The organism is Streptomyces sp. NBRC 109706 (genome assembly GCF_000974485.1).
Classification (GTDB): domain Bacteria; phylum Actinomycetota; class Actinomycetes; order Streptomycetales; family Streptomycetaceae; genus Streptomyces.
In genome coordinates this window covers 690,446-710,094 of sequence record NZ_BBOM01000006.1, presented here as the reverse complement: position 1 = coordinate 710,094, position 19,649 = coordinate 690,446, and the positions used below count along the sequence as shown (strand labels likewise).

18 protein-coding genes are annotated in these 19,649 nt (G+C 72.8%); 9 read left to right on the top strand and 9 right to left on the bottom strand.

Annotated elements, in window-relative coordinates; translation table 11 throughout:
* Positions 1-185: 185 nt before the first annotated feature.
* The 5 genes from AOM46_RS13340 (at position 186) to AOM46_RS35325 (ending at position 6,821) form a co-directional block, all read left to right on the top strand.
* Positions 186-2,636 (top strand): bifunctional SulP family inorganic anion transporter/carbonic anhydrase, encoded by a 2,451-nt coding sequence (locus AOM46_RS13340; protein WP_078856767.1) that lies wholly within the window; start codon positions 186-188, stop codon positions 2,634-2,636.
* A 203-nt stretch (positions 2,637-2,839) separates the two neighbouring features.
* Positions 2,840-4,801, top strand: coding sequence for an acetate--CoA ligase (gene acs / locus AOM46_RS13335; RefSeq protein ID WP_062210237.1), 1,962 nt, complete (start codon positions 2,840-2,842; stop codon positions 4,799-4,801).
* 301 nt (positions 4,802-5,102) lie between these two features.
* Positions 5,103-5,540, top strand: a complete 438-nt coding sequence (locus tag AOM46_RS13330; protein ID WP_062210234.1) for a phage holin family protein — start codon at positions 5,103-5,105, stop codon at positions 5,538-5,540.
* On the top strand, positions 5,537-6,472 hold the full coding sequence (locus AOM46_RS13325) for an alpha/beta fold hydrolase (RefSeq protein ID WP_062210231.1): 936 nt from the start codon (positions 5,537-5,539) through the stop codon (positions 6,470-6,472). The genes AOM46_RS13330 and AOM46_RS13325 overlap by 4 nt, the downstream gene beginning before the upstream one ends.
* Positions 6,473-6,632: 160 nt before the next feature.
* Positions 6,633-6,821 (top strand): hypothetical protein, encoded by a 189-nt coding sequence (locus AOM46_RS35325; protein ID WP_078856766.1) that lies wholly within the window; start codon positions 6,633-6,635, stop codon positions 6,819-6,821.
* Positions 6,822-6,889: 68 nt separating this feature from the next.
* Here the strand turns inward: AOM46_RS35325 and AOM46_RS13320 are convergent, their stop codons facing one another.
* The 3 genes from AOM46_RS13320 to nth form a co-directional block, all read right to left on the bottom strand.
* Positions 6,890-8,086 carry a MarP family serine protease gene (locus AOM46_RS13320; RefSeq protein ID WP_062210228.1) on the bottom strand — a complete coding sequence of 399 codons (1,197 nt, stop codon included), beginning with the start codon at positions 8,084-8,086 and terminating at the stop codon, positions 6,890-6,892.
* A 31-nt stretch (positions 8,087-8,117) separates the two neighbouring features.
* Positions 8,118-8,840 (bottom strand): CoA pyrophosphatase, encoded by a 723-nt coding sequence (locus tag AOM46_RS13315; RefSeq protein ID WP_062210225.1) that lies wholly within the window; start codon positions 8,838-8,840, stop codon positions 8,118-8,120.
* Positions 8,841-8,910: 70 nt separating this feature from the next.
* Positions 8,911-9,795, bottom strand: coding sequence for an endonuclease III (gene nth, locus AOM46_RS13310; protein ID WP_370592696.1), 885 nt, complete (start codon positions 9,793-9,795; stop codon positions 8,911-8,913).
* Positions 9,796-10,073: 278 nt separating this feature from the next.
* Between nth and AOM46_RS13305 the strand changes: the two genes are divergently transcribed.
* On the top strand, positions 10,074-10,748 hold the full coding sequence (locus tag AOM46_RS13305; RefSeq protein ID WP_062210222.1) for a Crp/Fnr family transcriptional regulator: 675 nt from the start codon (positions 10,074-10,076) through the stop codon (positions 10,746-10,748).
* On the opposite strand, the gene AOM46_RS13300 is transcribed toward AOM46_RS13305, so the two are convergent.
* Both AOM46_RS13300 and AOM46_RS13295 read right to left on the bottom strand, forming a co-directional pair.
* On the bottom strand, positions 10,745-11,599 hold the full coding sequence (locus tag AOM46_RS13300; protein WP_062210219.1) for an MBL fold metallo-hydrolase: 855 nt from the start codon (positions 11,597-11,599) through the stop codon (positions 10,745-10,747). The genes AOM46_RS13305 and AOM46_RS13300 overlap by 4 nt on opposite strands.
* Positions 11,600-11,630: 31 nt before the next feature.
* Entirely contained in the window at positions 11,631-12,497 is an 867-nt protein-coding gene (locus AOM46_RS13295) for an NUDIX domain-containing protein (protein ID WP_062210216.1), read from the bottom strand.
* A 135-nt stretch (positions 12,498-12,632) separates the two neighbouring features.
* Between AOM46_RS13295 and AOM46_RS13290 the strand changes: the two genes are divergently transcribed.
* Positions 12,633-13,247: an HAD family phosphatase gene (locus AOM46_RS13290; RefSeq protein WP_062210213.1), complete on the top strand. Its 615-nt coding sequence runs from the start codon at positions 12,633-12,635 to the stop codon at positions 13,245-13,247.
* 20 nt (positions 13,248-13,267) lie between these two features.
* On the opposite strand, the gene AOM46_RS13285 is transcribed toward AOM46_RS13290, so the two are convergent.
* From AOM46_RS13285 to AOM46_RS13275, 3 genes are read right to left on the bottom strand one after another with little or no spacing between them, the layout of a single operon-like run.
* Complete coding sequence (locus tag AOM46_RS13285) at positions 13,268-14,395, bottom strand: TrkA family potassium uptake protein (RefSeq protein ID WP_062210210.1); 1,128 nt, start codon at positions 14,393-14,395, stop codon at positions 13,268-13,270.
* Positions 14,392-15,711, bottom strand: coding sequence for a molybdopterin molybdotransferase MoeA (locus AOM46_RS13280; protein ID WP_062210208.1), 1,320 nt, complete (start codon positions 15,709-15,711; stop codon positions 14,392-14,394). The genes AOM46_RS13285 and AOM46_RS13280 overlap by 4 nt, the downstream gene beginning before the upstream one ends.
* On the bottom strand, positions 15,708-16,562 hold the full coding sequence (locus AOM46_RS13275; protein WP_062210205.1) for a DUF6457 domain-containing protein: 855 nt from the start codon (positions 16,560-16,562) through the stop codon (positions 15,708-15,710). The genes AOM46_RS13280 and AOM46_RS13275 overlap by 4 nt, the downstream gene beginning before the upstream one ends.
* Before the next feature lie 345 nt (positions 16,563-16,907).
* Here AOM46_RS13275 and AOM46_RS13270 point away from each other — a divergent pair, with 345 nt between their 5' ends.
* Positions 16,908-17,384: an Lrp/AsnC family transcriptional regulator gene (locus tag AOM46_RS13270; protein ID WP_062210202.1), complete on the top strand. Its 477-nt coding sequence runs from the start codon at positions 16,908-16,910 to the stop codon at positions 17,382-17,384.
* Between the two features lie 91 nt (positions 17,385-17,475).
* A complete protein-coding gene (locus AOM46_RS13265) occupies positions 17,476-18,090 on the top strand; it encodes a dihydrofolate reductase family protein (protein ID WP_062210199.1) in 615 nt (204 codons plus the stop codon).
* Positions 18,091-18,147: 57 nt separating this feature from the next.
* On the opposite strand, the gene AOM46_RS13260 is transcribed toward AOM46_RS13265, so the two are convergent.
* Positions 18,148-19,362: a nitric oxide synthase oxygenase gene (locus AOM46_RS13260; protein ID WP_062210196.1), complete on the bottom strand. Its 1,215-nt coding sequence runs from the start codon at positions 19,360-19,362 to the stop codon at positions 18,148-18,150.
* Positions 19,363-19,649: the final 287 nt, after the last annotated feature.

Sequence of the window (19,649 nt, the reverse complement as noted above, 5' to 3'; positions counted from 1 at the left end):
TAGAGATGTTTGTATGACAAGCGGTTCCCATGACTTTTTCGCTCCTTCGGAGTAATTCGACGGCTAAACGAGGTCGCGCTCTAGTACGGGCCTTTGCGTGGCATTACTCTTCATTTACCAAGCCTTGGTAAATGCCATAACACCAGTAACGCCGGGGTTTTCTCCCCTCACGGACGGAGACGGAAATGTCCGCCTGCGCCCCCACTCCCGACTCGACCCAGCCGAACGACAAGTCCGCGCCCATCCCCCCGCCCGGCGCGTCCGGGCCGCCGCCCGGTCAGGAGCCACCGGCCGAGCAGCAACGGCCGGCCGGGGCCCCGCCGCCGTCCGGCGCATCGCCCGCCGAGCGCCGCCGGGCCGACTTCTCCGCCTCGATCTCCGTCTTCCTGATCGCGCTGCCGCTCTCCCTCGGCATCGCGCTGGCCACCGGCGCCCCGCTCCAGGCGGGGCTGGTGGCGGCGGCGGTCGGTGGCATCCTGGTGGGCGCCCTGGGTGGCGCTCCCCTCCAGGTCAGCGGCCCGGCCGCCGGGCTCACGGTGATCACGGCCGATCTCATCCAGCAGTACGGCTGGCGCACCACCTGCGCCATCACCGCGCTGGCCGGCCTCAGCCAGCTCGCGCTCTCCGCCCTGCGCGTGGCCCGATCCGCCCTGATGGTCAGCCCGGCCATCGTGCACGGGATGCTCGCCGGCATCGGGGCCACGATCGCCCTCTCCCAACTGCATATCGTGCTGGGCGGTGAGCCGGAGAGTTCCGCGATCGACAATCTCGCCGATCTGCCGGGGCAGTTGGTCGATCCACAGCTGGCACCGCTGACCATCGGCGGACTGACGGTGGCGGTGCTGCTGCTCTGGCCCCGGCTGCCCGGCCGGGCCGGCGGGCTGACGCGCAGAGCCCTCCCGGCCGCGCTGGCCGCAGTGGTGCTGGCCACGCTCGTCTCCTGGCTGGTGTCCCTGCGTGTGCCCCGGGTGGATCTGCCGTCGTGGAGCAGCCATGCGCTGCCGCAGCTGCCCGACGGGCCGGTGCTCGGCCTGTTGGCCGCCGTGCTCACGATCACGCTGGTGGCCAGCGTGGAGTCGCTGCTCTCCGCCGTCGCCGTGGACAAGCTGGCGGCCGCCAGGCAGCGAGCCGGCGGCGTCCGGGTGCCCAGAGCCGATCTCGATCGGGAGCTGCGCGGGCAGGGCTTCGCCAACGTGGTCTCCGGCTCGCTCGGCGGCCTGCCGGTGACGGGAGTGGCGGTGCGCAGCGCGGCCAATGTGGCGGCCGGCGCGGTCAGCCGTCGGTCCACGATCCTGCACGGCTGCTGGATCCTGCTGGCGACGGGCCTGCTGGTCGGGCTGCTGGAGCAGATCCCGCTGGCCGCCCTGGCCGCCCTGGTGATGGTGGTCGGCATCCAGATGGTGAACATCACCCATATCCGCAGCGTCACCAAGCATCGCGAGGTGCTGGTCTACGCGGCCACGGCCGTCGGGGTCACGCTGTTCGGAGTGCTGGAGGGGGTCGGGATCGGCATCGCGATGGCGGTTGCCGTCTCACTGCACCGGCTGACACACACCAGGATCAGCCAGGAACTGCTTCCGGACGGCTCCCATCAGGTGCGGGTGCGCGGCCAGCTGACGTTCCTCGCCGTCCCCAGGCTGACCAGGGTGCTGACCCAGCTCCCCGAGCGGGCCCGGGTGACGGTCGAGTGCGACAGCACCTTTATCGACCACGCGGCCTACGAGACCCTGCACGACTGGTGTGCCGCCCACCGCTCCCAGGGCGGGACGGTCGAGCTTCCGGGCGAGCTGGCCCAGCCCAGGGGCGAGTTGACGCCTCGGCACCACTGCCCGCCCTGGCAGTCCTGGCGCAACCACCGCTGCACCGCCGGCGAGGGCGAGGCATGCACGGTCGACTCCCCCCGGAAGTCGCCGGACCAACTGCTCGGTGGCCTGCGGAACTTCCAACGCCGAACGGCGCCGGTGGTCCGCAGGGAGCTGGCCCGGCTCGAACGCGAGGGGCAACGCCCCAGCCAGCTCTTTCTGACCTGCGCCGACTCCCGCCTGGTCACCAGCATGATCACCTCCAGCGGCCCGGGCGATCTCTTCACCGTGCGCAACATCGGAAATCTGGTGCCGCCACCGGGCACGGAGTCCGGGGACGACTCCGTCGGCGCCGCCATCGAGTACGCGCTCACCGAGTTGGGCGTCACCAGCATCACCGTCTGTGGGCACTCCGGCTGCGGTGCCATGCGCGCCCTGCACACGGTGCACCAGGGGCAGCGGTCCGCGCCCCCCGGATCGCTCGGCCGCTGGCTGTCGCATGCGCGCCCCAGCCTGGAGCGGCTGTCCGCCGGCGCCCCGCCCGGGCTGGACGACGGTCAGGAGTCGGATCCGCTGGAAGCGCTCTGCCTCGGCAACGTGATGCAGCAGCTGGAGCATCTGGGGCGCTACGAGCGGGTGGCCCAGCGGGTGGCCGAGGGCACATTGGAGCTGCGCGGCATGTACTTCCATGTCGGCCGGGCCCAGGCCTATGTCCTGGACCACGGCGGAGCCCGGGCTCCCGTGTTCCTGGCGGTGCGGCCGGAGGTGGCCGGCTCAGGGGCGCCACGAGTGTCACCGAACGGCGGCCCGACGCCCGTTCGTCGCAGCGGCTGACCGTTCATCGCGCTGCGTACGGATGGCCTTGTCAAAGATGGGTGGGACTGATGGGGTGTGCTCTGGGACACAATTGACGCCGTGCGGGAGACTGCCGTGGCGACGGGCGCCTGGCCGTCTGTCCTGGCCGACTCGTTCGCATCGTCACCCCGGACGGCGGTGACACCGGCCGCTGACCGTGGCGGGGCGAACAAGGAGGCGTTGTGAGTAACGAGAGCCTGGCCAACCTCATGACGGAGAGCCGGAGGTTCGCGCCTCCCGCCGAGGTGGTCGCGGGAGCCAATGTGACCGCGGCCGCCTATGACGCGGCGGCCGAGGACCGGCTGGGATTCTGGGCGGAGCAGGCACAGAGGCTGAGCTGGGCGCAGGAGCCCACCGAGACGCTGGACTGGTCCAACCCGCCCTTCGCCAAATGGTTCGCGGACGGCAAGCTCAATGTCGCCTACAACTGCGTGGACCGCCATGTCGAGGCGGGCAACGGCGACCGCGTCGCCATCCACTTCGAGGGCGAGCCCGGGGACTCCCGCGCCATCACCTATGCGGAGCTGCAGCGCGAGGTGTCGCAGGCGGCCAACGCGCTGATCGAGCTCGGGGTCGCCACCGGCGACCGGGTCGCCATCTATATGCCGATGATCCCCGAGGCCGTGGTCGCGATGCTGGCCTGCGCCCGGATCGGTGCCCCGCATTCGGTGGTCTTCGGCGCCTTCTCCGCCGACGCCCTGGCCACCCGGATCGAGGACGGCGACGCGCGGGTGGTGATCACCTCCGACGGCGGCTACCGCCGAGGCGCCCCGTCGGCGCTCAAGCCCACCGTGGACGAGGCCCTCACCCGCCCCGGCGCCGCCAAGGTGCGCAGCGTCGTGGTGGTGCGCCGCACCGGCCAGGACATCCCCTGGACCGAGGGCCGCGACCTGTGGTGGCACGAGGTGGTGGGCCGTCAGTCCGAGGAGCACACCCCCGAGGCCTTCGACGCCGAACACCCGCTCTACATCCTCTACACCTCGGGCACCACCGGTAAGCCCAAGGGCATCCTGCACACCACCGGCGGCTACCTCACCCAGACCGCGTACACCCACCACGCCGTCTTCGACCTCAAGCCGGAGACGGACGTCTACTGGTGTACCGCCGACATCGGTTGGGTCACGGGCCACTCGTACATCGTCTACGGCCCGCTGGCCAACGGCGCGACGGAGGTGCTCTACGAGGGCACCCCCAACACCCCCCACAACGGCCGCTGGTGGGAGATCGTCGAGAAGTACGGGGTCACCATCCTGTACACCGCGCCCACCGCGATCCGCACCTGCATGAAGTGGGGCGACGACATTCCCGCCCGGTTCGACCTCTCCAGCCTGCGGGTGCTGGGTTCGGTGGGCGAGCCCATCAACCCCGAGGCATGGGTCTGGTACCGCAAGCACATCGGCGGCGAGCGCACCCCCGTGGTGGACACCTGGTGGCAGACGGAGACGGGCGCCATGATGATCAGCCCGCTGCCCGGGGTCACCCTCGCCAAGCCGGGATCCGCGCAGACCCCGCTCCCCGGGATCAGCGCCACCGTGGTCGACGACGACGGCAACGAGGTCGCCAACGGATTCGGCGGCTATCTCACCCTCACCGAGCCCTGGCCCTCCATGCTGCGCACCATCTGGGGCGACGACCAGCGGTTCCTCGACACCTACTGGTCCCGTTTCGAGGGCAAGTACTTCGCCGGCGACGGCGCCAAGAAGGACGACGACGGCGATATCTGGCTGCTGGGCCGGGTGGACGATGTGATGCTGGTGTCCGGGCACAACATCTCGACGACCGAGGTGGAGTCCGCGCTGGTCAGCCATCCCCGGATCGCCGAGGCCGCCGTGGTCGGCGCCACCGACCCGCAGACCACCCAGGCCATCTGTGCCTTTGTGATCCTGCGTGGCGGCGCGCCCCAGGAGGAGGGCCTGATCGAGGAGTTGCGGGCGCATGTCTCCAAGGAGTTGGGCCCGATCGCCAAGCCCAAGCGCATCCTCGCGGTCGACGAACTGCCCAAGACCAGGTCCGGCAAGATCATGCGCCGGCTGCTGCGCGATGTCGCGGAGAACCGCGAGTTGGGCGATGTCACCACTCTCACCGACCCGGCCGTGATGGATCTGATCCAGACCAAGCTGCCCTCCGCCGCCTCCGAGGACTGACGGCCGGGACGGACGACCCGGGACCGACAGCAGAACTGACGGCCCGGGACCGACGGCAGGACCGACCGCACAGGATTGACCGCACAGGACCGACAGCAACAGCCCGGGGAACGGCCCGGGAAGCGCGTGCGAAAGGCGCGTGACCGCGCTCAGGGGCGCCCGATCACCGATCGGGCGCCCCTATAGCATGTGGCCCACCACTCCCCAGGGCGACGAGGTGTCGCGACTGACGCATCACCACGGCACTACTACTGTCACGTGCACCTACCGCAATCACGCCAGGAGAGAAAGAGGGAACGCGATGAGCGCAGCCGACGAGGGGCGCAGTCTCGGAGAGTTGGTCGCCTCGGCCACCAGCGAGCTGTCAGGTCTGGTGCACGACGAGATCGCACTCGCGAAGGCCGAGATCCGGCAGGACGTCAAACGTGCCCTGTTCGGCAGTGTCGCCGGAGTGCTCGCGGCCGGGCTGTTGCTGTTCGCGGTGCCGCTGCTGAGCTTCGCCCTGGCGTTCTGGCTGCGCAACTGGTGGGATCTGCCGCTGGCCATCGCCTGTCTGATCGTCGGCGGCCTCTATATCGTGATCGCCCTGCTGCTTCTGCTGTGGGCCAAGGTCAAGCTGGGCCGGATCTCGCCGCCGGAACGCTCCATCCGCTCCGCCAAGGAGTCCGCCGCCGTGCTCTCCCGCGCCAGGCCGCACCCGCGTCCCGCTCCCCAGGATCGTGCGGGCTCCCCCACATGAGCAACGCCGACCAGTCCGGGATGCGCTCCTCGGTCATCCTTCGGGAGGGGCCGTGGACCCATCGTGATGTCGCGGCCAATGGCGCGCGGTTCCATATCGCCGAGTTGGGCGAGGGGCCGCTGGTCCTGTTGTTGCACGGGTTTCCCCAGTTCTGGTGGACCTGGCGGCATCAGCTGACCGCGCTGGCGGATGCCGGGTTCCGTGCGGTGGCCATGGATCTGCGGGGAGTGGGCGGCAGCGACCGCACCCCCCGGGGCTACGATCCGGCCAATCTCGCGCTCGATGTCACCGGTGTGATCCGCTCCCTGGGGGAGCCGGACGCGGCGCTGGTCGGTCATGATCTGGGCGGCTATCTCGCCTGGACGGCGGCGGTGATGCGGCCCAAGCTGGTGCGTCGGCTGGCCGTCTCGTCGATGCCGCATCCGCGCAGCTGGCGTTCGTCGCTGCTGCGCGATCCTCGGCAGACCGCCGCCAGCCGCTATGTCTGGGGGTTCCAGCGGCCCTGGCTGCCGGAGCGGCAGCTGGTCGCCGACGAGGCCGCCGAGGTCGGGGAGTTGCTGCGCGCGTGGTCGGGACCGCGTCAGCCGGAGCCGGCGGATGTGCTGGCCTACCGGCAGGCGATGTGTGTGCCGTCGACGGCGCACTGCGCGATCGAGCCCTATCGCTGGATGGTGCGGTCCATCGCCCGTCCGGACGGCATCCAGTTCAACCGGCGGATGAAGCGGCCGGTGCTGGTGCCCACCCTGCATCTGCACGGTTCGCTCGATCCGGTGCTCCGTACCAGGAGTTCGGCGGGTTCGGGGGAGTATGTCGAGGCGCCCTACCGCTGGCGGCTCTTCGACGGTCTGGGGCACTTCCCGCACGAGGAGGATCCGGCCGCCTTCAGCACCGAGCTGATCGACTGGCTGCGCGATCCCGAGCCGGACCGCTGACGCACGTTCCGCGCTCAGCCGCCCCGTCCCCCTCCCGCGCCCCCGGCGTACCCCGCCCGTTCCCACCCGGTGACCGTCCGTTGGCAACTGCCAGACGCATACTCCGACGGACTTCGCTCCCGGGAGGTTACTGACCTTGGACCACGGGCAGGGACGAGATATGGGCTGGACGCACGAATACCGTGACGTGGCACGTGAACCAAGCGGCAATGGAGCCGCCACCCGGGCGCGAAGCACTGCTCGTAGCATTCGGGGTGGCCCATTGCCTGATCCGGGGATCGGATTTCCGGATATCCTGCGTCGTCGCGCACGCTGGGTCAGCGTGCGCCTGCGACACCCGCGCGGCTGAGCCCCACGCTCCGCTCCCGCGATCTCGACCACACCCCTTCGACACCCCACATCGCTTCCGAACGGCCGTCATGTCGGCGTGCAACGCCCGCTGTTCACCGGCCGTTCGGCGGCCTGCCCACGCGCGGCCACCTCCCTGACCTCGTCGGCGGTGAGCGCGTACCCCGTGCTGCCGTCGTCCAGGGAGCGGGCGAAGACCACGCCGAGCACCTCGCCTTCGGGGCTGAGCAGCGGCCCGCCGGAGTTGCCCGGCAGGACGGTGGCGTTCAGGGCGTAGACGTCCCTGCTCACCGCGCGGTCGCGGTAGATGTCCGGGCCCCTGGCCCGGAAGCGGCCCGCGACCCGGGCCGGTCCGATGTCAAACGGTCCGCTCTCCGGGAAGCCGGCGATGACGGCGTCGTCCCCCGCGACCGCGTCCCCGGCGCTGAACCCGAGAGCGGGCGCCGGCAGCCCGGGGACGTCGAGCACCGCGAGGTCACGCGCCGGATCGTAGAGCACCACCTCGCCGGGGAACGGTTCCCCCTCGCCGCCGATCCGCACCAGCGGTTCCCGCACGCCGCCCACCACATGGGCGTTGGTCATCACCTTGCCGCCGGCGAAGACAAAGCCGCTGCCCTCCAGCGCGCGCCCGCAGGCGGGCGCCACCCCCGTCACGCTCACCACCGACCGCCGCGCCGTCCGTACCAGTGGCTCCCCCACCACCGCGGGATCGGGCGGCGGCACCCGGGTGACGGGGGCGGTGCCGAACGGGGCGAAGACCTGGGGCAGTCCTGAGGGCGCGAGAATCCCGCGCACTCCGGCGACCCAGGAGTCGGCGGCGCCCGGCACCGCTCGCGAGACGCCGAACAGGACCCGGGAGGAGCGGAGTTCACGGCCGAAGGCGCCCGGCGTGGTCAGCGCCAGCGTCGAGCCGAGGACCCAGGCGATCAGCAGCAGGGTCAGCACATGCGCCAGCGCCCCGCCCGCCGCGTCGGCGAACCGCGCCGGGGACCAGGCGATCCGGCCGCGCAACCCCCGCGCCCAGCGGCTGGCGAACGCCTGCCCGAGCACGGCGGCCAGCACCACCAGCAGCCCGCCGCCCACCGCGCCGAGCGGCCCCATGTCGTTCGGCCACAGCGGCCACAGCGGGCTGAGCGCCCAGCTCACCAGCAGCGCGCCGGCCAGAAAGCCCAGGGCGGAGGAGAGCCCGACGAGCAGCCCCCGCCGATATCCGACGGCCGCGAGACAGCCCGCCGTCAGCACCAGCAGGATGTCCACCGCGTTCACCCGGCCACGGTCTCACGCGGCCGGGCGGCGCTCATGCCGAGTGATCCAACGGGACCACGCGCTCCTCGTCCCAGGGCAGCTCCCAGCCCGCGTAGTGCAGGATGCGGTCGATGACGCCGGCGGTGAAACCCCAGACCAGCATGTCGGCGACCAGGAAGCAGGGGCCCCGGTAGCCGCTGGGATGGACCGCGGTGGCGCGGTGCTCCCGATCGGCCAGCCGGGCGACGGGGACGGTGAAGACGCGGGCCGTCTCCGCCGGGTCGACAGGCGCCACCGGCGTCGGCTTCTGCCACCAGCCGAGCACCGGGGAGACCACGAAACGGCTGACGGGGATGTAGAGCCGGGGCAGCGTGGCGAAGATCCGGACGCCGGCCGGATCGAGGCCCGTCTCCTCCTCGGCCTCGCGCAGCGCGGCGCGCCAGGGCCCGTCCCCCTCCGGATCGCCGTCCTCCGGGTCCAACGAGCCGCCGGGGAACGAGGCTTGGCCGGCGTGCTCGCGGAGGCTGCTGGCCCGCTCCAGCAGCAGCAGCTCGGGCCCCTCCGCGCCCTCGCCGAACAGCACCAGCACGGCGGACGGTCGGCCGCCGTCGGCCGGCGGCAGGAAGTCGCTCAGCTGCCTCGGCTCGATGGTGCGCGCCGCCTCGGCCAGCGGCGTCAGCCAGTCGGGCAGCTCGACCCGCCCCCCGTCGGGCAGGGCAGCGGGGGCGGAGCCGCCCGGCTCCCGGAACGGGGCGGCTTCATGGGCGCTGGTCATGGCGGAGGGCTCCCTCGGCAGGGGTCGGGTGGCTGCTGTCGGGCCGGGGACGGGCCGGCCCGAGGCGCCGTCAGCCGGCCGTGGCGGCGCCGAGCGGCGGCGCGGGGCGGCCCGGATAGTCGGGCGGGGGCTTGAGCCGCTGGCCGGGCTGCCCGCCCATCTCGTACTTCAGGAGCTTGCGCGCCTTCTCCGGATCCGTCTCGCCCTCGCCGAAGGAGGGGCAGAGATGCGCGATGGGGCAGACGCCACAGGCGGGCTTGCGGGCGTGGCAGATGCGCCGGCCGTGGAAGATCACGCGGTGCGAGAGCTGCGTCCAGTCCTTGCGCGGGAAGATCTCGGCCACCTCGGCCTCGATCTTCACCGGGTCCTGCTGATCCGTCCACTTCCAGCGCCTGACCAGCCGCTGGAAGTGCGTGTCCACCGTGATCCCGGGGCGGCCGAAGGCGTTGCCCAGCACCACGTGCGCCGTCTTGCGGCCCACGCCGGGGAGCGTGACCAGGTCTTCGAGGCGGCCGGGGACCGTGCCGTCGAAGCGGTCGCGCAGTTCCGTGGAGAGGCCGATCAGGGACTTGGCCTTGTTGCGGAAGAAGCCCGTGGGGCGGATGAGCTGTTCCAGCACCTCGGGCTCGGCCGCCGCCATGTCCTCGGGCGTCGGGTAGGCGGCGAACAGCTTGGGCGTGGTCTGGTTGACCCTGAGGTCGGTGGTCTGGGCGGAGAGCACCGTGGCGACCAGCAGCTCGAAGGGGTTGTCGAAGTCCAGCTCGGGATGCGCGTAGTAGTACACCTCGCCCAGCGCGCGGTAGATCCTGCGGGCCCGGCGGACCATGGCCAGCCGGCTCTCCGGCCCGGCGCCGCTCCCCGCGGCCCGGGGCCGTTCGGCGGCCTCGGCCGGGGGCGGGCTCACCCGTCCGGCCTTGCCCCGTTCGCCCTCAGCGGAATCCTGACGTGCGTTCACCCGGGTGGCCCTCACTTTCTCCTGCTTCACCGCACGCGCGCCATGCGCCCGTTGGCCACCCGGCCAGCGTAAACGGCGCATGCGACATTCGCTCTTCCCCCGGCGAATTCACCGTCCGAACGGGCCCCTGCCGTGGGCGGGGCCAGTTCGGTGCGTCAGACTTGTACCTGCTGGCAGGGCCGGGTCATCCGGCATGATGAGAGGGGCAAAGCGTCCCCAGGCCACCCGCCCCGGGGGCTTGAACCGCCGGCCTATTCGGCCGACAAGGAGAGGAACTCGTGGACGACGTACTGCGGCGTGCCCCGCTCTTCGCGGCTCTCGACGACGAGCAGGCCGCCGAGCTGCGCGCTTCCATGACCGAGGCCACGTTGGCCCGCGGCGACACCCTCTTCCACGAGGGCGACCCGGGCGACCGGCTGTATGTCGTCACCGAGGGCAAGGTGAAGCTCCACCGCACCTCGCCCGACGGCCGGGAGAACATGCTGGCCGTGCTCGGCCCGGGCGAGCTGATCGGCGAGCTGTCGCTGTTCGACCCCGGTCCGCGCACCGCGACCGCCACCGCCGTCACCGAGGTCCGGCTGCTCGGCCTGGGCCACCCGGATCTCCAGCCCTGGCTCAGCGCCCGTCCCGAGGTGGCTTCCGCGCTGCTGCGGGCCGTGGCCCGCCGGCTGCGCCGCACCAACGACAGCATGTCGGACCTGGTCTTCTCCGATGTTCCCGGCCGGGTGGCCAAGGCGCTGCTGGATCTGTCGCGCCGCTTCGGGGTGCAGTCCGAGGAGGGCATCCATGTGGTGCACGACCTCACCCAGGAGGAACTGGCCCAGCTGGTGGGCGCCTCCCGGGAGACGGTCAACAAGGCCCTCGCCGACTTCGCCGCCCGTGGCTGGCTGCGTCTTGAGGCCCGCGCCGTGATCCTGCTGGACATCGAGCGCCTGGCCCGCCGCTCCCGTTAGCCCTCCTGCCCGTCCCCGGGGAGCAGTCCGCGTTCCCGCAGGTACTCCAGCTGGGCGCGGACGGAGTACTCGGCCGCCGGCCAGAGCGCGCGGTCCACATCGGCGTAGACGGTGGCGACCACCTCGGCCGGCGTCCGCGCGCCCCGTTCGACCGCCGTCTCCACCTGGGCGAGCCGGCTGGCCCGGTGCGCCAGATAGAAGTCGATGGCGCCCTGGGCGTCGGCCAGCACCGGGCCGTGTCCGGGCAGTACGGTGCCCGCGCCGTCCTCGCCCTCGGTGAGGGAGCGGAGCCGGCGCAGCGAGTCCAGGTAGGCGCCGAGGCGTCCGTCCGGATGGGCCACGATGGTGGTGCCCCGGCCCAGCACGGTGTCGCCGGTCAACAGGGCGCCGTCGGCCGGGAGATGGAAGGACAGCGAGTCCGAGGTGTGCCCCGGGGTGGCGACCACCCGCAGTTCCAGGCCGCCCGTGGTGACCACCTGGCCGCCCGACAGGCCCTCGTCGCCCAGCCGCAGCGCCGGGTCGAGCGCCCGGACCGGCGCGCCGGTCAACTCGGCGAACCGGACGGCGCCTTCGGCGTGGTCCGGGTGACCGTGCGTCAGCAGGATCAGCCCGACGGAACGTTCCTCTCTTGTCACGGCGTCGGCCACCGCCCGCAGATGGCCCTCGTCCAGCGGGCCCGGGTCGATCACCACGGCCTCCCCGGCGTCGGGTTCGGCGACGATCCAGGTGTTGGTGCCGTCCAGCGTCATCGCGGACGCGTTGGGGGCGAGCACGCTGACGGCGCGCTCGGTGACGCGGCCCTGGGGCGCGTGCCCGCTGGGACGTCCGGGGAGGGCCGAGGCAGCTGTCATCTTCCGTCACGCTCCATCATCGGTGGCGCCGTCAGCTCTCCCCGCCGACCGGGTCGACGGTGACCCGGTCGGCGGGGGGCAGGTCGTTCGGGGTGCGATCCGCCGGCACGCGCTTCTCGAACTCGCGGTGGCCCGGCCAGCTCAGCACCACCTCGTCGCCCACCAGCCGGGCGCCGGCCAGCACCGGGGTCAGATCCCGGTCGGCGGCGGCGGCCAGCGCGGCCTCGGTGGTGGCGTACGGGACGAGGGCGCGCAGGGTGGCGATGGTGGGCGGCATCATCGTCAACTCGCCCCGGTCATAGCCGGCGACGGCGTCGGCCGGGCGCAGCCAGGCCGTGTGGTCGGCCTCCGTCGAGGCGTTTCGGCCGCGCTGTCCCGGCGGCAGGGCGGCCGCGAAGAACCAGGTGTCATAGCGCCGCGTCTCGAACTCCGGGGTGATCCAGCGCGCCCAGGGCCGCAGCAGATCGACGCGCGGCACCAGTCGGCGGCCGGCGAGAAAGGCGCTGAACGACAGCTCGCGGGCGACCAGGGCGCGCCGGTCGGCCTCCCAGTCGGGCCCCGAGACATCGTCCACCAGCTCGCCGGGGGCGGGGCCGGCCAGCAACACCCCGGCCTCCTCGAAGAGTTCACGGAGCGCGGCCATCGCGGCGAGCGCGGCCGGCTCCCCCGCGCCGTCGCGCGGGTCGACCGAGCCGCCCGGGTAGGCATGGGCGCCGGCGGCGAACGCCATCGAGCGGCGCCGCCGCAGCAGAAACACCTCGGGCCCTTCCCGGCCGTCCCGCAGCAGCAGCACCGTGGCGGCGGCGCGCGGCTCGGGCGGCGTCAACTCGCCGCTGGCGAGCGCCCGGATCCGCGCGGGCCACTCGGGCGGGTACCACTGACCGTCGCTCGATCCCATGACCGGATGCTACGCGCCGCCGCCCGCCCGGAGACAGGCCACCGGCGTCTCGCCGGCCGCGCCCCCGGGTAGCCATTCCGGGTGGATCCGGGTGGATCCGGGTGGATCCATGCGAACGCGGAGAGGGGTGGGGACATGGCGAAGCGGGCCTATCGCGCGCTGATCCTGGATTTCGGTGGGGTGCTGACGGCCGGGGAGGCGGAGTCGGTGCACGCCTGGTGCGCGGAGGAGGGGCTGCCGCCCGGCTCCTGGGGGCGGGCGCTGGACGGGCATCCCGAAGGGCGGGCGCTCTACCGGCGGTTGGAGGTGGGCACGCTCTCCCAGCGGGAGTGGAACACGGCGATGGGGCCGCTGCTCGGGGTGGCGTCGGACAATCTGATGGGCCGGGCCTGGGCCCGGATGCGGCCGGCGGCGCGCATGGTGGAGCTGGCCAGAAGGGCACGGTCCGACGGCTATGCGGTGGCGATGCTCTCCAACAGCTTCGGCCTCGACCCGTTCGATCCCTATGCGCACGCCGAGGTGTGGGATCTCTTCGATGTGGCGGTGATATCCGAACGGGAGGGCCTGGCGAAGCCCGATTCCGCCATCTACCGGCGGGTGTTGGACCGGCTCGGCCTGCCGGGCGCCGACTGTGTCTTCGTCGACGACCAGCCGAGGAACCTGCCGCCGGCCGAGGCGCTGGGCATGACGACGCTGCTGGCCACCGACGAGCACGCGACGGTGGCCGGGCTCACCGCCCTGCTGAGCTGACGGGGCCGGCCCCCGCCGGCTCAGCGGCGGGGGATGCGCCAGGATCCCGGGCCGCGCTCCTGGGGGCGGCGGGGGTGGGTGTGCCGCTCCTCCGGCGGGACGCGGCGGATGACAACCAGCCGGTCGGTGAGCTCCAGGGTGGCCGCGTCGGGATCGTCGTAGGGCAGCAGCCGGTGGCCGCGTATCACCGAGACGACGAGGTCGGGGCAGTCGCGGGGGGAGCGTCCCGCCTCCTGGCTGGTGACGGGGCGCTCCTTGAGGGAGAGGCCCTTGCCGTGCTGGATCAGGTCCTCCATCACGGCGCCCGAGCTGGGGCTGATCATGGACAGGCCGAGAAGCCGGCCGACGGCGCTGGCGCTGGTGATCACGGAGTCGGCGCCCGACTGCCGCAGCAGCGGGACGTTCTCCTGCTCGCGGACGGAGGCGACGATCCGCACCTGTTTGCTCAGCTGCCGGGCGGTGAGCGCCACCAGCACGGCGGTGTCGTCCCGTTGGGTGGCGATCACCACCTGGCGGGCGCGGTCCGCTCTGGCTCTGACCAGCACATCGCTGCGGGTGGCGTCGCCGACCACGCCGGCGTAGCCCAGGGCGTTGGCGGCCTCGACCACCTGCGGGGCCGGGTCGACGACGACGATCTGGTCCTGGCCGAGACCGCCGCTGACCAGGGTCTCGGCGGCGGATCGGCCCTTGGTGCCGAAGCCCACGATGACGGTGTGATCGCGCAAGTGCTTCCTCCAGTGGGAGAGCCGCCACTGATCGCGGGTGCGTTCGGTGAGCACCTCAAGGGTGGTGCCGACCAGGATGATCAGAAAAGCCACCCGGAGCGGGGTGATGGCAAAGGTGGTGAGCAGCCGGGCGCCGTCCGATTCGGGCACGATATCGCCGTAGCCGGTGGTGGAGAGCGAGACCGTGACGTAGTAGAGGACGTCGGTGAAGCTGACCTCGCCGTCGTGGTTGTCGTGGTAGCCGCGCCGGTCGAGATAGACCAGCACGGCGGCCAGCGCCATCACCCCGGTGGCCAGCAGCAGCCGCCGGGCGACCTGGATCAACGGGCCCGCCGCGTAGCGCGGCAGCCGTACGCCGGGGGAACGGTCCGCGAGTTCGGATCGTTCGGAACGCTCGGTCGGGGAGCTGCTGGGGAGTCTCATGCCTGCGGAAGATCGAGGAGGCGTACCTCGGCACTCGCCTCGGCGCCCCCCGGCGGAATGACCGCCAGAGCGGACGCGGCGGCGATGCCGCGCAACATGGCCGGGCCAGCGTAGCTCAGCGGGCGGGCGGTGGCCGGATCGGGACAGAAGACGGGCACCAGCCTGGTGTCCCTGGGATGGCCGGTGACCCGGTCCGTCAGCCAGCCGCCGCGGTCGGCGGGCGCCGGCCGGTCGACGAGGGCACGCAGCAGCGGCGCGGCCAGCGTCAGCAGCCCGGAGACCGCCGCCAGCGGGTTGCCCGGGAGGCCGATCAACGGGACGCCGCCGGGGAGTTCGGCCAGCAGCATGGGGTGGCCCGGGCGCACCGCGACCCCGCTGACCAGGAGGTGGGCGCCCAGCTCGCGCAGTACGCCGCGCAGTTGGTCGACCGGCCCGGCGGCCGTGGAGCCCGTGGTGACCAGCAGATCGGCGCGGGTGGTCTCGACGGCCTCGCGCAGCGCCTCGGCGTCGTCGCCGAGCCGCCGGGTGACCAGCACCTGGGCGCCGAGCGAGGTCAGCCAGGGGCCGATCATCGGGCCCAGCGCGTCGCGCACCCGGCCGTCGTGCGGCAGGCCGCGGAAGAGCAGTTCGTCGCCGAGGACCAGCACCTCGGCCCTGGGCCTGGGGCGGACCGCCAGCTGGTCGTAGCCGGCGGCGGCGGCCAGGCCGAGGCCGGCCGGGGTGAGCGGATCGCCGGCCGGCAGCAGCTCCACCCCGCTGCGGCACTCCTGGCCGCGCGGTCTGATGTCGCCGCCCGGCTCGGGGCTCTCGCCGGTGAGCTGCCCCCGGTCGACCGTGCCGCGCTCGGTGCGCAGCACGGCGGTCGCGCCGTCGGGGACGCGGGCCCCGGTGGCGATGGGGACGGCCTGGCCGTCGGTGAGCGGCTGGCTGAGCGGGCCGCCGGCCAGCGCCGTGGAACGGCCGGTGAGCCGCCAGGGGCCAGGACCCGCGACGGCCCAGCCGTCCATCGCCGAGGTGTCGAAGGGCGGCAGATCGGTGAGGGCGGTCAGCGGGGAGGCCAGGGTGTGGCCGAGCGCGTAGTCGATGGGCAGCCGGCGGGGCGGCAGCGGGCGGACCGCACGGTGCGCCAGCTCGCGCGCGCTCTCCCAGCCCGGGTGGTCGGCGGTGGTGCGATGGGGCCGGCCGAGATCGGCCCAGGGGTCGGGGGCGGTGTCCGACGCCTCGTCGGCGGCGGGCGGCTCGGCCGGCGCCGGCACGGGAGCGGTCCGGCCGGGGCCGTTGGCCAGGGCGATGGCGTCGTCGAACTCGTCGATCACGGCTGGCCCTCTCTCGCCCAGCCCTCGGCCAGCGCGGAGATCCGGGCGGCGGCCTCGGCCGGCGGGAGCCCCGAACGGCCGGCGGCGTAGCCGATCAGAAAGGTGGTCAGCGGGGCGGCCGGGCGGGCCACCCCGTGGGCGGCGTCACGTGCGGCGTCCAGCAGGGCCGTGATGTCCACATCGATATCGACGCCCAGCTCGACCTTGACCGCTTCGATCCATTCCTCAAGCACCCGCCCATCGTCCCTGATCCGCGCGCGGGCGGCGGCGATGTCGGTCCAGGTGTCGCAGTCATGGGCCTCGGGGCCCGGCAGTCGTCGCAGGTCGAGGCGGTCGAGCAGGGCGCGCAGCGGCATTCCGGCGAGCGTGCCGCCGGGCGCTTCGGCGGTCAGCCCGGCCACCACGCGGCGCAGCGCGGCGGCGCGGTAGACGGCGGTGAGCGGCTGGTCGCGGCCGCTGCCGTCGACCAGCAGCGCGCCGTCGCCCAGGGGCGGGACGGCGGCGGCGAGGCGGGGCGGCGTCGCCGGGTCGAGAAACGGCAGATCGGCGGCGAGAACGGCGACCAGCGGCTGCTCGACCAGCGGAAGCCCGCCGGCGAGCGCCGCCAACGGGCCGCCGCCCGGCGGCTGTTCGCGGGTCCAGCGGACCTCGCGCGCGGTGCGGCGGGCCGGGCCGACCACGATCGGCGGCCGCGCCGTCGCCGGCACGGCGGCGAGCACCCGGTCCAGCAGGCTGCGGCCGCCGATGCGTACCGCCGGCTTGTCGACGCCGCCGAGCCGGCGGCCGGCGCCGCCGGCCAGCACCAGCACATCGACGGCGGGCACCCGTTCACACCCCGAGGGGGAACTCATGGCGTCACCGTACTCCCGCCCCCCGGGGTGGGGCCCCGCGCGGGGCCCGGCGAAAGGCCGGGCGCCCGGCGCGGGGCTGCCCACAGGGGGCCGCCGGCCGACCTGGGGCTGGCCGACGGGTGGGGGATCGGCCGCGCTGTGGGCGGCTGGTCGGCGCGCGACGGCCCAGTGCCGCGAACCGACCTGGTCGGTACCGGTGCGAGTCGGGGGGAACACGCACGGTTCCTCTTCACGATTGTTCGATCGATGACGCCCGCTGGCTAGGTGCGGTCACACCCTGTGGACAGACGGCCGGATTTGCCGTGATATGGGGGCAGGATGTCCAGGGAGGGGAGGCACGCCGGCATGCCGGACGACCAGTTGCCCACGGCGGGCGAACGGCCGCTCGACACCATAGACGAGGCGATACTACGGCTGCTGCGCTTGGACGGACGGGCGTCGATCCGGTCCATCGCCGAGCGGGTGCATATCTCGCGCGCCAACGCGTACGCCCGGGTCAACCGACTGGTGGAGAGCCAGGTGATCCGCGGCTTCTCGGCCAGGATCGACCATGAACGGGCCGGTCAGGGGGCCTGCGCCTATATCACCCTGAAGATCGTCCAGGACAGTTGGCGAACGGTGCGCGAGCAGCTGGCACGGCTGCCAGGGGTGGCACATATCGCGCTGGTCAGCGGCGACTTCGACGTACTGCTGCTGGTGCACACGGCGGACAACCGGCAGCTGCGGGAGCTGGTGCTCACCCGTATCCAGGCCATCCCCGAGGTGCTGAGCACCCGGACGTTGCTGGTCTTCGAGGAGACCGACCCGCTGCCCGAGCCGTGAGCGCGGCGCCGCCTCGGGTCGCGCGGCCGGCGGCGTCGGGTGACGGTGGCTGGGAGGGGTCCGCCGGCAGGATGCGAAGGAGCGCAGAGGCATGAAGCTCACCCTGACCCAGTTCGTCTCGCTCGACGGCGTGGTGCAGTCGCCCGGCGGCCCGCAGGAGGACACCGACGGCGGCTTCACCCGGGGCGGCTGGGTGGTGCCCTACGCGGACGAGGCGATGGGGCGGCTGGTGACCGACTGGTTCGCCGCCGCGGACGCCTTTCTGCTGGGCCGCAGGACCTATGACATCTTCGCCGCGCACTGGCCGCTGATCAGCGATCCCGACGATCTGGTGGCGACCCGGCTCAACGGCCGGCCCAAGTACGTCGCCTCGCGGACCCTGCGGACGCCGGCCTGGCAGGGCTCCAGCGTGCTGTCCGGCGATGTGGTGGCGCAGGTCGCCGAGCTGAAGGAGAGCGAGGGACGGGAGCTGCAGGTGCACGGCAGCGGCGAGCTGGCGCAGACGCTGCTCGGCGAGGGCCTGGTCGACGAGGTGCGGCTGCTGGTCTTCCCGGTGGTGCTGGGCTCGGGACGACGCCTCTTCCCCGAGGGCGCGCGCCCGGGGGCGATGCGCCTGCTGGGCACGGACAGCACGCCGACGGGGATCGTGGTGCAGGTCTACGAACCGGCGGGCGAGCTGGGCTTCGGCTCCTTCGAGCTGTCCTGACGGGTCCCGGGCGTCCCGACGGGGCCCGGCTGTCCCGACGAACGGTCCTCGCGGCGGTCAGGGAAACGTTCCGCCGGACCCCGCGTCATGGTGCCGGACCGGGCAGCGGCCCCGGCTCAGCTCCACGGCCTCGTCGTCCAGGCAGAAGGCGGGCCGCTGGTCCGCCTCGTCGTAGTAACGGTGGAAGACCGGGGTGATGCCGCCGGAGATCGGCGGCACGATCCAGCTCCAGTCCGTCGGCGTGATCCGGCCCTCCCGTTCCTCGCGCTCCAGATGGGTGAGGAATCGCCGGGACTCGGTGTGGTGGTCGCTGATCTTGACGCCGGCCCGCTCGAAGGAGTGCAGCACCGCCACGTTCAGCTCGACCAGCGCGCGGTCCCGCCACAGCGTGCTCTCGCTGCTGGTGTCCAGGCCCATCAGCCGGGCCATCACCGGCAGCAGGTTGTAGCGGTCCGGGTCCACCAGGTTGCGGGCGCCGATCTCGGAGCCCATGTACCAGCCGTTGAACGGGGCCAGCGGATAGTCGACGCCGCCGATGGTCAGCCGCATATGGGAGATCGCCGGCACCGCGTGCCAGCGCAGCCCCAGCTCGTCGAACGCGGTCAACTGGGGGTGCGTCAGCGGGACTTCCAGCACCAGCTCGCGAGGCACCTCGTACAGCTGGGGTTTGTCGCCCGGCGCCTCGACCACCAGCGGCAGGATGTCGAACCAGCCGCCGGGGGCCTGCCAGCCCATCCGCCGCACCACCTCGGTGAACTCCAACTGCCCCGGGTCGCCCATCAGTCCGCCGGTGGTGGTGCGGTAGCCGGCGTACCGGATCAGCTGGCTGTTCCACACCCGGGGCGCCGGTCGGTCGGGGGTCGCCGGCGCGAAGACGGATATCACCGGGCGGATCCGGCCGTTGTTGGTGGCCAGCCGGATGTGCTCCAGCAGATGGCCGTGGATCTCGTCCCCGGTCAGCGCCTCCCTGCGGTCCAGGACCCGCAGGCTCTTCCAGTACAGCCTGCCTATGCAGCGGCTGGCGTTGCGCCAGGCGATCCGGGCGCCGAACTCCAGCTCGGCGCGGGTGTGTCGGTAGGTGCCGTGGTACTCCAGCTGCTCCCTGACCTGACGCAGCCGCATCGACAACGCGACCGGCTGCTCGGGCTGTTCGGTGTGGAAACGCCGCAGAAAGTCCTCCGCCTCGGCCCAACTGGGGGGCTCCCACCGGGGGGTGGGCGGCGCCGGCTTCCGACGCGGCAGCTGAGGACGGGTGGCACGGTCGTTGATCATGGGTTCCCCGGGTCGCCTGCGACTCCTGCGTCACCCCCCGTGCCCGGTCAGCGTAGTCGACCGACCACGCATGGGCGCGGGCACCGCCGGGGCCGGCGCCCGGCGGATGCCCAACCGGCCGTGGAAACAGGCCGATATGACGGCTTCGCCCCCCTCCCGGGAGCCGTCGTCGCCGACCCGATGTGGCCTATACCACTCGACCGCCGATCGACTGCCACTCGGCTGCGACTCGTCTGCCGCTCGACTACCGCTCGACCGGCGGGTTGATCCCCCGGCACCCCGTGGTG